The sequence below is a fragment of the Actinomadura sp. 9N215 genome (assembly GCF_044326345.1).
Classification (GTDB): Bacteria; Actinomycetota; Actinomycetes; order Streptosporangiales; family Streptosporangiaceae; genus Spirillospora.
Window position 1 is genome coordinate 47,743 of the sequence record NZ_JBIRBA010000013.1, and the last position, 15,956, is coordinate 63,698.

General features: G+C 72.6%; 7 protein-coding genes. All 7 read right to left on the bottom strand.

Annotated elements, in window-relative coordinates; all coding sequences use genetic code 11:
* Positions 1-6: 6 nt before the first annotated feature.
* The 7 genes from ACH34T_RS22040 to rhaI all read right to left on the bottom strand — a co-directional run bounded on the left by ACH34T_RS22040 (position 7) and on the right by rhaI (position 15,956).
* Positions 7-3,222, bottom strand: coding sequence for a family 78 glycoside hydrolase catalytic domain (locus ACH34T_RS22040; protein WP_395994081.1), 3,216 nt, complete (start codon positions 3,220-3,222; stop codon positions 7-9).
* Positions 3,223-3,268: 46 nt separating this feature from the next.
* Complete coding sequence (locus tag ACH34T_RS22045; RefSeq protein WP_395994082.1) at positions 3,269-4,690, bottom strand: arabinose isomerase; 1,422 nt, start codon at positions 4,688-4,690, stop codon at positions 3,269-3,271.
* A gap of 17 nt (positions 4,691-4,707) precedes the next feature.
* Positions 4,708-6,957 carry an alpha-L-rhamnosidase C-terminal domain-containing protein gene (locus tag ACH34T_RS22050; protein WP_395994083.1) on the bottom strand — a complete coding sequence of 750 codons (2,250 nt, stop codon included), beginning with the start codon at positions 6,955-6,957 and terminating at the stop codon, positions 4,708-4,710.
* A 14-nt stretch (positions 6,958-6,971) separates the two neighbouring features.
* Complete coding sequence (locus tag ACH34T_RS22055; RefSeq protein WP_395994084.1) at positions 6,972-9,500, bottom strand: alpha-L-rhamnosidase C-terminal domain-containing protein; 2,529 nt, start codon at positions 9,498-9,500, stop codon at positions 6,972-6,974.
* 128 nt (positions 9,501-9,628) lie between these two features.
* The gene (locus tag ACH34T_RS22060) at positions 9,629-11,680 is read right to left on the bottom strand and encodes a bifunctional aldolase/short-chain dehydrogenase (protein WP_395994085.1); all 2,052 of its coding nucleotides are present in this window, start codon (positions 11,678-11,680) and stop codon (positions 9,629-9,631) included.
* Positions 11,680-14,790, bottom strand: a complete 3,111-nt coding sequence (locus ACH34T_RS22065; protein WP_395994086.1) for a family 78 glycoside hydrolase catalytic domain — start codon at positions 14,788-14,790, stop codon at positions 11,680-11,682. The genes ACH34T_RS22060 and ACH34T_RS22065 overlap by 1 nt, the downstream gene beginning before the upstream one ends.
* On the bottom strand, positions 14,790-15,956 hold the full coding sequence (rhaI, locus tag ACH34T_RS22070; protein WP_395994087.1) for an L-rhamnose isomerase: 1,167 nt from the start codon (positions 15,954-15,956) through the stop codon (positions 14,790-14,792). The genes ACH34T_RS22065 and rhaI overlap by 1 nt, the downstream gene beginning before the upstream one ends.

Sequence of the window (15,956 nt, forward strand, 5' to 3'; positions counted from 1 at the left end):
CGAAGCTCAGCCCGCGGTCTCGAACCTCCATTCGCCGGAGCCGATCTCGAAGACGGCGCGGCCGTCGCGCATGCCGATCCATCTGGCGTCCGCCGGGGCCTTCGGCCTGGCGGCGCCGCCGAGGAGCGGGATCTCGACGCGGGCCCTGGTGCCGGGCGGGACGGTCACGTCCAGCCGGAGGCGCCGGCCGGTGCGCCGCCAGGACGTCGCCGCGTGGCCGCGCGGCGTCTCGTAGGTCGCGGCGGCGTGGGTGACGTCGCCGACGACGGCGGGCCGGACGAGGAGCGTCTCGTAGGCGACGGAGTCGTCGGCCTGGCCGAGGCCAGCGAGACCGGCGTGGAACCATTCGTCGATCGCGCCGAGCATGAAGTGGTTCTGCGAGTTGCCGGACGTGGGCCCGTCCCAGTTCTCGGTCAGCGACGTCGCGCCGTGGACGACCTGGTACCCGTAGCTGGGGTTGCCGGTCTGGGTGGCGAAGGCGTGGATGACGTCGTCGCGCCCGGCGGCGGACAGGACGTGGAACACCGACGGCAGCGCGATCTCGCCGACGGTGAGGTGGTAGCCCTTGGCCTTGATGGCGTCCACGAGGTGGGCGAGCACCGCGTCCCGCTTCCCGGCCGGGACGACGCCCATGTCGAGCGCGAAGGCGTCGCAGGCCTGGCTGCCGGACCCGTAGGTGTCTCCGGTGGCGTACTTCGCGTTGAACCCCGATCCGATGTCGCCGGCGTGGGCCTCGTACTTCGCGGCGTCGCCGTGCTCACCGATGACCTTGGCGATGCGGGCGAGGGCGGACACGGCGCGGTGGTAGCCGAACGTCGCGGTGACGCCCGTCGGGGTGCTGGTGTCGAACGCGATCCAGTCGCCGAGGCCGTAGTCGAGGAGGTGGCCGTCCGCCTTCCGGGTCAGGTAGTCCACGTAGCGGACCATGTTCGGGTAGTACGTGCGCAGCGTGGCGGCGTCGCCGTAGGCGCGGTACATCTGCCAGGGCGCGAACACGATGACGTTGCCCCAGTTGGGGTCGTCCCTGAACCCGCCGCCGAACACGGTGAACTCGGGCGCGATGTCGGGGACGAGACCGTCCCCGGTCTGGGCCTCCGCGATGGCGCGGACGATCTCGCCGTAGTAGGCGGTCACGTCGTAGTTGCGCGCGACGGCCGGGAAGACCAGGTTGGCCTGCTCCAGCCAGCCGAGCTTCTCCCGGTGCGGGCAGTCGGTCAGGACGGAGTACATGTTGCTCTGCACCGCCCGGTCGATGATCTTGTGGACGTCGTTGAGGAGGCCGTGCGAGCAGGTGAACGAGCCCGCCTCCTCGTTGGCGGCGCGCAGCACGATGCCGGTGACCGTACCGTCGTCCGGCGCGGACGGCAGCCCTTCGAGCTGCACATAGCGGAACCCGTGGTAGCAGAACCGGGGATGCCACGTCTCGGTGCCCTTGCCGGACAGGGTGTAGGCGTCCCAGATCGGCGAGCCGGTGGTGTGCTGGCTGACCGTGCCGTCCTCGTTGAGCAGCTCGCCGGGGCGCATCGTGACCTTCGTCCCGGCCGGTCCGCTGACGCGTAGCTTCGGCCAGCCCGCGAAGTTCGTCCCGAGGTCGACGACGTAGACGCCGTCCTTCGGCTTGGTGATCTTCTTGGTGCGGAAGGTGCCGGCGGGCTCGATCGGCGGCGACATCCGGGCGGCGAGGGCGGCGGTCGGCGAGGCGACCTTCACGGCGTCCGACCAGTCCCTGTCGACACGGCGGGCGTCGTGGTCCTCGCCGCCGAACCAGTTACTGAACGTCGTCGCGCCGAGGGCCGTCCGCCAGGACGCGTCGGACGCGACGACCTCGCGGGAACCGTCCGTGTAGGTGATTTCGAGCTGGGCCAGGAGGGTGGGCTTGCCGTCCGAGCGGGTGAGCTTCTCGTAGCGGCCCGGGGTCGGCGGCACGTGCGCCATGCCGTTGCCGAGTTCCACGTGCACGGTGTTGCCGCCGCGATGGAGCAGCCTCGTCACGTCGTAGGTGGTGTAGACGAGACGCTTCTTGTACGTGCTGTACGGCGGTTCCAGGACGGCGTCGCTGACGGGCCGTCCGTTCACGGTGATGTCCAGGACGCCGAGCGCTGTCGCGTACAGGCGGGCCGTGCGGACGCGTCGCCGACCGAGGTTGAAGTCGCGCTTGAAGACGGGGAGCGCCTCGGGCTGGAGGTGCAGCGGCGGCGGCGCCTCCTGACCCTTCACGGTGGTGGCCGTGTCGAACGTCTTGCCGTCAGTGGACGTCTGGACGGAGAAATCCTCAGGGAAGTTGGCCGTTTTCTCGTTGTCGGTCATGACGTCCGTACGCGGGTACAGCAGGACGCGGTCGAACCTCTGTTCCTTGCCCAGGTCGATCAGGATCCAGATCGGGTCGGCGAGGTCCTGGTCCTGGCGCTGCATGCTCGTGTAGCCGAAGGGGGCGGCGTCGCTGGTGAGCGAGCCGTCCGTGACGGCCTTCGGCTCCCACTGCCCGCCGACGGTGTAGCTCTCCGACGCGGACACCGGCGTGTTCAGCGCCACGTTCGCGCCGGACGTCCCGTCCTTCACCTGGATCTCGGCGAGCTGGAGCCGCGACACCTTGTACGGCCAGCCCTCCTTGATCGGGAGGCCGAGCCGGGTCACGTTCAGCCGGACGTACCGGGCCGAACGGGCGGCGAACGTCACCGTCGCGGGCTTCGGCTCCGGGCCGGCCGACCACGCGGGGTGGCCGATCCACTGGGCCGTCCAGTCGGCGGCGGCGAGGAGGCCCATCTCGACGTGGGACGGATCGCTCCACGCGGACGCGCGGCCCCGCTCGTCCCACACTCTGACCTGCCATGACGCCCGCTCGCGGGACTTCAGCGCGCGTCCGGCGTACACGGCGGAGACCGCGCCGCCCGCGACCTTCCCGGAGTCCCACAGGTCGGGACGGTGCAGGCGCGCGTCCGAGCTGGCCACGCGCACCTGGTAGGCCGTCTGCGCGGCGTTCTCGGGACCGGTGGCGAAGCGCCAGCTGAGGGTCGGCTTCGTGTCGTCGATGCCGAGCGGCGACCGCAGGTGATCGGCCCGCAGACCGACCGGCCGCAGCGTGCGCGCCCCGCCCCGGCTGGCGGCGGGCTCCGCGGCGGCGGGCGACGCGATCGCGCCACCGGCCGTGACGGCCGCGGCGGCGACGCCTCCGGCCTGGACGAACTTCCTTCTGGACAGCGCGTTCCTGGACGATGCACTCATCCGGGTCTCCTTCGCGGGGGTTTCGGTGAAGCGAAGCGGGTGGGGTTCAGGGCCTCACCTCGACGAGGTCGACCTCCAGGAGGTCGGCGACCGCCTTCAGATCGGCGACGCGGTGGCCGGTGCCGAGGGCCCAGTGGTGGGAGATGCCGGTGGCGCTCCAGGCGTCCGTCCACTCGCCGGGGTCGCAGCCGAAGTCGACGCGGGACGTGGTGTTGCCGATCTGGAGGAGCGGGCCGTCCACGGTCTCGCCCTCGGACGCGGCGAACGCGAACCGCCCGTCGCGGCGCTGGATGATCCCGAACGCCGTGACCGGGCCGTGCCGCACGTCGAACTCGACGGACACGCCGTAGCCGCGCTTGCCGTGGTAGACGCCGAGGCCGCGCAGCAGCGGCCGCCGGGCGCTGATCGCCAGGTGCGCGGGCCCATCGTGGCCCATCTCGACGTGCCCGCGCCGGAAGTCGAGCGCCTGCAGCTCGGTGAACGAGCCGCCCGCGCCGAGCCGGTCGGCGATCAGCATGGCCAGGGACGTGCGCAGCTCGTACTCCCCCGCCGCCGGGACGCCGCGGGCGGTGAGCAGCGACGCGCCGAGGATCATCCCGGCGCCGAGCCGCTCGTGGATCTCGCCGTCCAGGCCACGGTGGTAGTAGGCGAGGCTGTCGAGGGCGAAGTCGTCGACGAGGCGGTCGAGCCCGGCGGAGACGCGGGCCGCCCAGGCGAGGTCGTCGCCGTTCACGGACGGATCCAGCTCGAAGATCTTCTCCGCCTCGGCCCGCTTCGCGGCCGCCTCCGCGTCGGTGACCTTCTCCACCCGGACGCGCAGGTCGTCGAACTCCAGCACCTCGACGTGCCCGCCGAAGTTGGCGGACACGAGCGTGAGGTCGGTGGAGACGTCCAGCATGCCCGGGTACAGGTGGCCCATCAGCCCGTGCCGGCCCCGGCGCAGCGCGGCCCGCACCCCGGCCGCCCGCACCCACCGGCCGATCCTCGTCCAGGCCCGCTCGTCCTCCAGGTGTCCGGACACGGACCGGAACGGGACGCCGCAGCGCGCGAACGCGTTCGCCATCTCCGGCAGCGGGCAGGCGCCGCAGTAGGCGAGCCACTGCCCGGTGTCGAACGTCGCGTGGTCCATCGACTCGGTCGGCTGCAGGTTGATCAGCAGGACCGGCGCGTCCGCGCGCTGCGCGACCGGGACGAGCATCGTCGCGGTCATGTAGGTGGTGAGGAAGCCGACGATGAGGTCGCAGCCGGCGGCGCGGAGCCGTTCGGCGGCGGCCGCGCCCTCCCGCGCGTCGGAGATGAACCCGGCGTCGACGACTTCCGCGCCGAGCCCCCGCATCCGCTCGGAGACGCGCTCGGCCGACCGCTTCAGCTGCGGCAGCAGATCCGGGAACTGCGGCCAGTAGGCGCCCAGGCCGCCGGCGACGAGGCCGACCTTCACCGGCGGTGGTTGCGCTGTCCTGTCTGGCATTCCTCTCCTCCTTGCGGCTAGCGGGCTGTGAGGGTGTGGCGCCCGGCGGGCGTCCCGTCGACGTAGACGTAGGCGCCGTCGCCGGACACGCCGGGCGCGGTGGGCCTTCCGTTCGCCCAGACCGTCCGGCCGTCGAGGGTGACGCGGCGGGTGGACGCCGTGACCGGCACGGCGAGGCGGCCGCGGGTGCCGCGCGGCGCGGTCACCGTCAGCTGGAACCCGTGCCTGCCCTTCCGCCAGGACGCCGCGATGTCGCCGCGCGGCGTCGGGACGGTCCCCTCCGCCCACGTCAGGTTCCCGGTGAACGGGACGACCGCCCAGGACGAGAACCCGGGCGCGGTGGGCCGGACGCCGAGGACGCGCGTGCTCAGCGTGACGGTCGGCTGGGCCGCCCAGCCGTGCGCGAGGCTGGAGAACTGCTTGAGGTTGGGCGTGCCGTCGGGCTGCATGTGCTCCCAGAACGCGGTGCCCGGGTCCTGCCTGAGCTGGTGGCCCCAGTACCTGCGGATCAGCTCCAGCCCGGCCGCGTCGCCGGTCTCCAGGCGGGCGTCGGCCTCGAACCCGCTCGGCAGCGGCGCGTAGAACGGCGGGATGCTCGCGTTCGGCGTCGACTGGGAGACGGTGAGCGAGCCGATCTCCGTCCAGTTGTTCCTGCGGAGGTAGGCCAGCGACCGGGTGGCACGGTCGCCGGAGGCGATGCCGGTGAGGACGGCCGCGACGTTGCCGTCCTGCGGGTAGGCGCCGGGGATCTCGCGGGACAGGCGGTAGGCGCCGGTCTCCTCGTCCCAGAGCTGATCGTTGACGGCCTTCTTCACGGCGGCGGCGCGCTCCGCGTACACCGTCGCGGCGGACGCGTCGCCGCGCGCCTTCGCCATCGCGGACATCTGCGCGAGGTTGCGGGCGTACAGGGCGTTGACGTACGTCTCATGCCCGCAGTTCCGGTATCCGTAATGGCCGCAGGAGCCCGACTTCTCGAAGGCGATCAGGCCCTCGCCATCCTTGCCGTCCTCGCCGTCCTTGTCGTCCTCGGCCCGGACGGACTCCAGCCACGCGGTCGCCCTGGTGAGCTGCGGCCACCATCTGTCCAGGTAGGCGCGGTCGCCGGTGTACCACCAGTGGTCATACATGTTGGAGACGAACCAGGTGACGTACTCGCCGTAGGTGCGCAGCTCGTTCTGGTTGTGCTGGCCGACGAGGCTGGCGGCGGGCATGTAGCCGTCCGGGAGCTGCTGGGCGGCCAGTGACGACAGCGAGTTCTGGACCGAGCCCATGTCGTAGGTGCTGACGTACGCGACGGGCGCCTGGACGGCGAGGTCGCCCTGCCAGACGATCCGGTCGCGTTTGCCGCCGTCGTAGATGACGGACGTGTTCGGGTCCGCGTGCGGCACCGGGTCGTCGGCGTGGTCGCCCTCGCCCGGCTCGTAGGGCCACTTCTTCGCGGTGCCGGACGCGCCCGTGTTGATCTGGACGGTGTACGCGCCCGCGTACCAGATCTTGTTGAGCAGGTCGTCGCTGGACAGGAAGTGGCCGCGGTAGCCGTCCAGGTCGCGCTGGCCGGGCGCGGCGGTGAAGTCTACGGACACGGCGTCGACGTCGACGTGACCGGGGCCGTCCAGGAAGAGGGTCGCGTACCGGAAACCGCCGCGCAGGTTCGCGTCGCGAACGGTGCCGGGGAGGGCGACGCCGTCCAGGGAGAGGGCGTGGCTGTCGGTGTCCCGCGTGTAGGGCTGTCCGGGGAAGCCGTTCCAGATGTTGGCGGTGTCGCAGCCGGGCGCGATCCTGCCCTGGCCGTCGTTGGCGTCCGGGGTCAGCGCCATGTACTTCACCGACTCGGAGAAGCAGGCGCGCAGCTTCGGCCGGGTCCCGTCCGGGCCAGACCGCGCGCCCGTCACGCGGACGTTCAGATGCCCGGCGACCTCCTTCCCGAAGTCGATGATCAGCAGCGGGGAGCCCGTCCGGTCGGCGGCGCCGGTGAGCCGGACGGAACGCCCGCCCTTCTTCAGCGCGGCGTCAGCCCGTCCGTCGATCTTCCCCTGGCGCGGGTCGGCCTTGAAGATCTTGGCGGGCTTGACGTCGCGGCTCGACGGCGCCAGCACGTAGGGCCGCCACTGCCCGGGACGCGGCGTGTACGAGGCGTCCTGCCAGGGGTCGCGGGGGCCGTGCGGGGCCGCGCCCGCGGGGAGGGCGAGCGCGGCCGCGCTGGTGACCGTGAGTGCGGCGGCGACGGCGGCGCGGGCGAGGGAACGGCGTGCGGTGGGGGGAACCATCTTCTCTCTTTCCGTCAGCGCGAGGCGGTCAGGGTGGAAGTGCCGGTCAGGCCGGGGACCTGCACGAAGCCGTCCCGGACGACGACGCCAGGCCGCACGGCGGTGCCGTCCCGCCAGACGATCCGGCCGTCGACGCGGACCTCCTCGGCGCCGGACGCGGGCACCCCTGCCGTCGCCGTCGTGCCGCGCGGCGCGGCGACGCGGAGCGTGAACGTCGTCCCGGACTGCCGCCACCCGGCCGTGATGGCGCCGTGCGGCGTCGGCACCCTGCCCTGCGCCCAGCGCGGGCCGCTCGCCGGGCGCGGGAGGACGGTGAACGTCCCGAACCCGCCGGACGTCGGCGTGACGCCCAGGACCTGGTTGGTGAGGAACGACGTCGGCGCTGCGGCCCAGCCGTGCGACAGGCTCGTGTAGGAGCCGAGCTGTGGCGCGCCGGACGGGCTGACGTTCTCCCACAGCGTGCCGGGTTGGCGCCCGCCGAGCATCGGGTACCAGGTGCGGCGCAGCAGCGACATCGCCCCGGCCATGTCGCCTTCGCCGGAGTGCGCGAGCAGCGAGTGGGACGACACGAACGGGCTGATGTACCGCGGGACCACGCCGCCCGCCGCGTCCACGGTGAGGTCGCCGTTGGGGTTGGCGAGCCTGTCGCCGAAGAACTTCAGCACGGACGCGGCGCGCTCGCCGGTGGCGACGCCCGCGACGACCGCCATGGCGTTGCCGTCCTGCGGGTGGCGGGCGTCGGACGGGCTGACCTTGTACGCCCCGGCCGCCGGGTCCCACAGGTGGTCGTTGATCGCCTTGGCGGTGCGGGCGGCGTGCGCGCGGTAGGTGTTCGCGAGTCCGGTCTCGCCCTTGGTCTCGGCGGCCCGCGCGGCCTGCCCGAGCACCTTGACGTACAGCGAGCCGACGTAGGTCCCGCCCGCGTCGTTGCCGTAGCCCCAGGTGCCGCCCGCGCCCTTCATGGTGAGGAGGCCGTCGGCCCCGGCGTTGGACTCCAGCCAGGCGACGTTCTTCTTCATCGCGTCGTACCACTTGTCGAAGAACGCCTGGTCGCCGGTGTAGAGGTAATGGGTCCAGTAGTTGTGGACCCACCAGGCCGCGTACTCGCCCCAGGCCATCTGGTAACCGTGCTTATCGGTCAGGTACATGCCGGGGATCTGGCCGTTGCCCGCCTGGCCCTTCGCCATGAACCCGACCGCGTTCGCGGACGGCGCCGCCAGGCCGGTCGACAGGTACGACACCGGGTCGGCGATGGCGTTGTCGCCGCCCCAGATCATCCGGTCGCGCTTGGCGCCGTCGCTGATGATGCTGTCGCCCTCGCCGACGATCGCGTCGTTGCGGACGGGCCCCTCCCGTCCCGGGTAGGGACGTCCGGTCGCCGGGTCGATCGTCGACAGCTGGACGGTGTAGGCGCCCGCGTACCAGAGCCGGTTGAGGGTGTCGTCGCTGGACAGGAACGCGCCCTTGTAGCCGTCCAGGTCCGGGTTGGCGGGGTCGGCGGTGAACTTCAGCCGCAGGTCGGACAGCCGGGCCTCGCCGGGCCCGTCGAGGAACACCATCAGGTAGCGGAACCCGCCGCGGATGACGGGGTCGGTCATCGCCGTCCGGCCCGGCTTCGTCTCCAGGTAATGGGTCTCGGTGGCGAGGCCGACCGGATCCTGGCTGTAGTCGGACGCGGTGGTGAGGTACTGCGCGCTCTCGCTGAACGCCAGGCCGAGCTTGGGCGTGCCCTTGCGGACGTCCGCGGTGACCTGGATCTGCCCACCGACCTCCCGCCCGAAGTCGTAGACGACGTAGGGACGGCCGTATTCGTTGGACGTGAGCGTCGTCGTCCCATGGCGGAACGCACCGGACGGGTTTCTGACCGTCCCGCCATAGGGCGCGACAGGGGGACGACCGTTTTCGCCGAGCGTCCACACGGCGTGAATGCGGGCTCCAGGCCCGGGCTTGCCGGTGTTCCGGAACGTGACCCGGATGTCCTTGGACGCCCCGACGAGCTGCTGCGGAACCGTGACGTCGTAGTGGACGAGACCCGCCTTGTCCCCGCTCCACACTCCCGCCTGCGCCGAGTCTGGCTTGCGCTCGTGGACGACGTTGCCGTTCACCAGGACCTCGTAATTGGCGGTGGCGCTCCCCGCCTCCTCCACGCGAAGCGTGACGGCACGGCCGGGCGTGACCCGCATGCGGTAGCCGAAGCTCGCCCCCGCCTTGTCGCCCGTCTGGCGCGTCATCACGCCGTCCGCCTTGCCGGTCGTGGACGACCCGGCGTCCAGGTCGTGCCCGTCCTTCTCCGACGCCTCGGACGCGGCCGTCACGTAGTCGCCGTTCAGCCCGTGCGACTCGTCCACCTTCACCGGCCGGACCGTCCGGCTGGAAGGCGCGAGAACGTAATGGTCGGCGCGGGAAAGGGACGGCAGCCCGAGCGGATCCCGGGGCACGGACGCCGCGGCGCCGGACGGGACCGCGACCAGCGCCGCCACGCCCAGCCCCAGACCGGTGACGAGGGAAACCTGCGAACGCGTGAACTTCTTGGCCAGATGCATCGTTGACCTTTCGGGTTCGATTTGGTCGAGCGGGCCCATCACGGCCGGCCGGCGGCCCGGGTGGGGACGGTGCGGACGCGGCGATGTGAGCGCCGCGGCCGTGCGGTCCGGGCCGCCGGCCGGCCTCCTCAGCGCAGGAACGCGGCCGGGACGCCGGCGTCCACGGGGATGTGCAGTCCGGTGGTGTGGGTCAGGTCCCCGCCGGTGAGGGCGAAGACGGCGGCGGCGACGTGCTCGGGCAGCACCTCGCGCTTCAGCAGCGTCCGCTGCGCGTAGAACTCGCCGAGCCGCTCCTCCTCGACGCCGTACACGGCGGCGCGCCGCGCGCCCCAGCCGCCCGCGAAGATCCCCGAGCCGCGGACGACGCCGTCCGGGTTGACGCCGTTGACGCGGACGCCGTGCTCCCCCAGCTCGGCGGCGAGCAGCCGGACCTGGTGCGCCTGGTCGGCCTTCGTCGCGCCGTAGGCGATGTTGTTCGGCCCGGCGAACACCCCGTTCTTGGAAGAGACGTACACGATGTCGCCGCCCATCCCCTGCTCGACCAGCACGCGGGCGGTCTCGCGGGACACGAGGAACGAGCCGCGCGCCATGACGTCGTGCTGGAGGTCCCAGTCGGCGGCGGACGTCTCCAGCAGCGGCTTGGAGATCGACAGCCCGGCGTTGTTGACGACGAGGTCGACGCCGCCGAACGCCAGCACCGCGTCCCGGACGGCCGCCGCGATCTCGTCCTCGGAGGTGACGTCGGCGGCGACCGCGACGGCCGCGTCGGCGGCCCGCGGCGCATTCGCGCCGATCTCGGCGGCGACCTTCTCGGCGGCCGCGGCGTCCCGGTCGGCGACGACGACGCAGGCGCCCTCGGCGGCGAGGCGGCGGGCGGTGGCCGCGCCGATGCCGGAGCCGCCGCCGGTGACCAGCGCGACCCGCGCGGCGAGCGGCTTCGGCGCGGGCATCCGGCGGAGCTTGGCCTCCTCAAGCTCCCAGTACTCGATGCGGAACTTCTCCGCCTCCGGGATCGGCGCGTACTCCGACAGCGCCTCCGCGCCGCGCATCACGTTGATCGCGTTGACGTAGAACTCTCCGGCGACCCGCGCGGTCTGCTTGTTCGCGCCGAAGGAGAACATGCCGACGCCGGGGACGAGGACGATCGCCGGGTCCGCACCCCGCATCGGCGGGGAATCGGCGGCGGCGTGGCGCGCGTAGTAGGCGGCGTACTCCTCGCGGTAGGCGGCGTGGAGTTCCTTGAGCCGGGCCTTGGCGTCGTCGAGCGGCGCGTCCGGCGGCAGGTCCAGGACCATCGGGGCGACCTTCGTCCGCAGGAAATGGTCCGGGCAGGACGTGCCCAGCGCGGCGAGCCGCGGATGCTCGGCGCGGGACACGAAGTCGAGCACCGTCTCGCCGTCGGTGAAATGCCCCACCTGCGGACGGTCCGTCGACGCCAGCCCGCGCAGCAGCGGGAACAGCGCGGCCGCCCGGGCGCGCCGCTCCTCCTCCTGCAGCGCCGGATGGACGACCTCGCCGAACGGGTCGGGCCTGCCGTGCTCGGCGATGTACGCCTCCGCGGTGCGGATGATGTCCAGCGAGTTGGCCTGGCACTTTTCGCTCGTCTCGCCCCACGCGGTGATGCCGTGCCCGCCGAGGATCACGCCGATCGCCCGCGGGTTCGCCCGCTTGATCTCGGCGATGTCGAGGCCGAGGCGGAAGCCGGGACGCCGCCACGGCGCCCACGCCACCCGGTCGCCGAAGATCCGCCGGGTCAGCTCCTCGCCGTCCGCCGCCGTCGCGATCGCGATGCCGGAGTCGGGATGCAGGTGGTCGACGTGCGCGGCGTCGACCAGGCCGTGCATGGCGGTGTCGATCGACGGGGCCGCGCCGCCCTTGCCGTGCAGGCAGTAGTCGAACGCGGCGACCATCTCGTCCTCGCGCTCGATCCCCGGATAGACGCCGGTCAGCGCGCGCAGGCGATCCAGGCGGAGGGCGGCAAGGCCGCTCTCGGCCAGCGTTCCCAGGTCGCCGCCGGACCCCTTCACCCACATCAGCTCGACCGGCGACGCGGTCACCGGGTCCTCCACCACCGCCTTGGCTGACGCGTTCCCGCCGGCGTAGTTGGTGTTGCGCGGGTCGGACCCGAGCGCGTGCGAACGCTCGATCAGCTGCCGGACCTCGGGCGGACTGCCCGTCATCAGCCTCTCCTCACCTGGAATCGATGGGTGCCGGGACCGGCCTCGAAACGGCCGGCGCCGAGCGCGCGTGCGCCGTCCAGCGCGACGGCGGTGGCCGGCAGGCGCACCTCGGCCATCGCGCCGACCGGCACCTCGGCGCGGAACGCCAGCCGCCCGCGTTCCCGCCGCCAGCTCACGGCGGCGCGGCCCCGGACCGTGTCGACCGACGCCTCCGCGTGGGCGAGCCCGGCGGGCAGGCAGGGCCGCATCAGGATCCGCCGGAACCCGGGCGCGGCCGGCTCGATGCCCGCCACGTACCGGTAGAACCACTCGTCGACCGTGCCGAGGAAGCCGTGGCCGCGCGAGCGCGAGCCGAGGTGCCACATCTCCCACAGCGATGTCGCGCCGTTGGCGAACCAGAACCCCCAGCTCGGCTCGGTCGTCTGCGTCGCCACCCGGTACGCGAGGTCGGCGTGGCCGTGGTCGCACAGCACCGGCAGCAGGTACTTGGTGCCGAGCACGCCGGTGTCGAGGTGGCCTTCGCGCGTCTCGGCCACGTCGTGGACCAGGTTCGCCACGACCGCCTTGACGTGCTCGGACGGCACCAGCCCGAACGCCAGCGCCAGCACGTTCGGCGTCTGCCGGTAGGCGTCGTCGGCCCGGTAGAGGCCGCGCCCGGCGTCCAGGTACGCCGCGTTGAACGCGCGGGACACCTCGGCGGCCTTGCCGCGCAGCCGCCGCGCGTCGGCGTCCTTGCCCAGCTCAGCGGCGATCTCGGCGAGCTGGACATGCGTGCGGTACACGTACGCGGTGCCCATGAGCGCGTTCACGGCGCCGCTCTGCGCGGACGGCGCGTTGTAGTCGCCCCACTCGTCGGTGCTCAGGCCCCGGCCGTCGAGCCGTCCCGCCTCGTACGCGGCGTACCGGACGAGCGAGTCGTAGTACTCGGCCAGCGCCCAGCGGGCGTCGTAGTACCGGTGCAGGTTCCACACGGTCGCGACGTACTGGTTGGCCCAGGACGGCGACGGCGGACGGAACCCGGGACGCGGCTGCGGCGCCCACGACGCGATGTTGCCGTCCTCGCCCTGGGTGTCGCGGATGTCGGTGAGCCACTTGGCGTAGAAGCGGCGCATGTCGTAGTTGGCGAACGCGGAGTCCTCCATCAGGCCCGCGTCGCCGGTCCACGGCAGCTTCTCCTCCATCGAGCCGTCGGTCGGCACCGACACGTGGTTGTTGAGGAGGGTGGAGCGGGCGGCCTCGTGGATCTGGTTCAGCAGGCCGTTCGCGCAGGTGAAGCGGCCTGTACTGGCCACGGCGGTGTGCAGGCGCAGGGCGCGCAGGGCGTCCCGTCCGGGCGTGCCGGGGTAGCCGCGCACCTCGACGAACTGGAAGCCCTTGTAGCTGAACGACGGCTGCCAGACCTCGGTGCCCTTGCCGCTCAGCACGTAGGTGTCGGTCTGGTCGCGCCCGCCGGGGTGGACGGTGCCGTCCGCGGTGAGCCGTTCGCCGTGCCGCAGCCGGACCTCCGTCCCGGCCGGGCCCCGGACCTTCAGCCGGACGATGCCCGCGATGTTGACGCCGAAGTCGTACACGTGCACGCCGGGCGCGGGATGGGTGATCTCGACCGGGCGGATCGAGTCGGTGATCTTGATCGGCTCGATCGCCTGGGCCCGCACCTCGACTCCGGCGGTCTTGATCGGCTTGGCGGGCGTCCAGCCCTTGTCGTCGAAACCGGGCGCCGACCAGCCGGGGACGGCCAGCCGCGCGTCGTAGTGCTCGGTGTCCGGGGTGACCGCGCCCGCGAACGCCGGGCCCGGGGCGGTCTTCCAGGTGCCGTCGCCGACGACCGCGGCGCCGTCCGCGACCAGCCGGAACAGCAGCCGCTGGCGGCCGTCCCAGCCCGTGCCGGGCTCCGGCACCGGATCGCCTGGCCCCATCTTCCCGGTGCCCATCCCGCCGAACCAGCCGCGCCCCAGCGCCACCCCGACCGCGTTGCGGCCCCTGACCAGGTGGCGCGTGACGTCATGGGTGACGTAGCCGACGCGGCGCGCGTAGTCGGTCCACGCCGGGTCGAGCATGTGGTCGCCGACGCGTTCGCCGTTGACGAACAGCTCGTGGTATCCCAGCCCGCAGATGTACGCGCGCGCCCGCGACGGCCGCGCCCGCAGCGTGAACTCCTTGCGCAGCAGCGGGTTGAACGGCCGGGGGAACGCGACCCCGTTGGTGATCTTCAGCTCGCCGTCCGCGACCGTGCCGCCGCTCCACCGGTACGGCGCGCGGCCGGTGAAGTCGTCGTCGAACGGCGCGCCGCCGGTGACGGTGATCCGCCGCAGCACCCCGGCCTCGCGGCCGTCGGTGCGCAGCCCGATGGTGCCGGACGCGAACGTGTCGTCGGACAGGGTGTCCACGAGCGTGCCGTCCACGTAGGTGCGGATGGTGCCGCCTTGCGCGTCGATCGCGACCTTCAGCGGCGTGCCGATCAGCCGGTCGACGGGGACGGGCACGCTCTTCAGCACGCTCCAGGAGCCGTTGACCAGCTTGTGCGGCCGCAGCAGCGACCCCTCGGCGAGCTGCCACATGTAGCCGTTGGACCCGCCGTCGGCGCGGAAGAACAGGCCGAACGCCAGCTCGGTGACGGTGAGGTCGGCCTCCAGGCGGAAGTCGTCCCAGAGCGGCGCCGAGGAGCCCGGCCAGATCCAGCCCGTCCCCCAGTCGCCGACGCCCGTCTCCCACCAGCCCCGGTCGCTCCAGCCGGACGCGCCGCCCGCCGCGTCCCAGGCGCGCACCCGCCACTCGTACCGGCGGCCGGGCACCAGCCCGGGGCCGCCGTACACGATGTTCCGCGTCTGGGCCGAGGCGACACGGCCGCTGTCCCAGACGACGTCCCGGCCGGACGAGACCACGACCTGGTACGCCGTCTGCGCGTCGCCGCGGCGCGACGACGCCAGCAGCCAGCCGAGGCGGGGCGCGGGCTCGTCCATGCCCAGCGGGTTCGGCGCGTCCTGCACGTCGAGCGCGGTCACCCGCAGCCCGCCACCGGACGCCGCCGACGCCGCCGACGCCGTCCCGGGGGCGCCGAGCGCCGCCCCGGTCACGGCCGTGGCCCCCAGGAAACCTCTTCGTGAGATCATCACGCGCCCCATCCCGCCGCCTGCCCGGCCGTCCGCTCGGCGCGGACCTTCTCGAAGTAGCCGGACGCCTTGTACGCGGCGACCGGGTCCGGATGCAGCCCCATCTCCTCGCGCAGCTCCGCGAGCAGCGGCCGGACGTCGGTGTCGTAGGCGTCCATGAACACCGCGTTCGCGGCGAGCACGTCACCCGACGCCTGCGCGGCGGCCAGCGCCTCGGCGTCCACGAGCAACGCCTTCGCCGTCGCCTCCTGGACGTTCATCACCGAGCGGATCTGCCCCTGGATCTTCGGCTCGATGTTGTGGCACTGATCGAGCATGAACGCCACGCCCGTCTCGGCGTCGTAGCCGCCGCCCCGCACCACCTCGTACATGATCCGGAACAGCTGGAACGGGTCGGCCGCGCCGACCATCAGGTCGTCGTCGGCGTAGAAGCGGGAGTTGAAGTCGAACCCGCCGAGCTTCCCCTCGCGCAGCAGGAACGCCACGATGAACTCGATGTTCGTGCCCGGCGCGTGATGCCCGGTGTCGACGACCACCTGCGCCTTCGGGCCGAGCTTCACGCAGTGCGCGTAGGACGCGCCCCAGTCCGGCAGGTCGGTCATGTAGAACGCGGGCTCGAACAGCTTGTACTCCAGCAGGAACCGCTGGCCGTCGCCGAGCCGCTCGTACACGGCGGCGAGGGCCTCGGCCAGCCGGTCCTGGCGGGCGCGGATGTCGTCCTGCCCCGGATAGTTCGTGCCGTCGGAGAACCACAGCTTCAGGTCGCGGGAACCCGTCACGTCCATGATGTCGACGGCTTCGAGCAACTGGTCGAGGGCCTTGCGGCGGACGGCCGGATCGGGGTTGGTGACGCTGCCGAGCATGTAGTCGTCGTCCTGGAAGACGTTGGTGTTGACGGCGCCGATCCGCACCCCCCTCTCCTCGGCGTGCGCGGCCAGCGCGGCGTAGTCGTCCACCCGGTCCCAGGGGATGTGGACGGCGACGCGCGGCGCGACGCCGGTGAAGCGGTGCACCTGCGCGGCGTCGTCGATCTTCTCCTGCGGGGTGCGCGGCACGCCCTGCTGGGCGAAGACCTTGAACCGGGTCCCCGAGTTCCCGTACGCCCAGGAGGGAGTCTCGATCTGCTGGCGGCGCAGGGCGTCCTTCACCGCGCTGGAGTCGTTCAC

Bases quoted from the DNA above. Each gene is read 5' to 3' on its own strand.
- ACH34T_RS22065 (WP_395994086.1), bottom strand. From the start codon at position 14,790: ATGATCTCACGAAGAGGTTTCCTGGGGGCCACGGCCGTGACCGGGGCG.
- ACH34T_RS22055 (WP_395994084.1), bottom strand. From the start codon at position 9,500: ATGCATCTGGCCAAGAAGTTCACGCGTTCGCAGGTTTCCCTCGTCACC.
- ACH34T_RS22060 (WP_395994085.1), bottom strand. From the start codon at position 11,680: ATGACGGGCAGTCCGCCCGAGGTCCGGCAGCTGATCGAGCGTTCGCAC.
- ACH34T_RS22050 (WP_395994083.1), bottom strand. From the start codon at position 6,957: ATGGTTCCCCCCACCGCACGCCGTTCCCTCGCCCGCGCCGCCGTCGCC.
- ACH34T_RS22045 (WP_395994082.1), bottom strand. From the start codon at position 4,690: ATGCCAGACAGGACAGCGCAACCACCGCCGGTGAAGGTCGGCCTCGTC.
- ACH34T_RS22040 (WP_395994081.1), bottom strand. From the start codon at position 3,222: ATGAGTGCATCGTCCAGGAACGCGCTGTCCAGAAGGAAGTTCGTCCAG.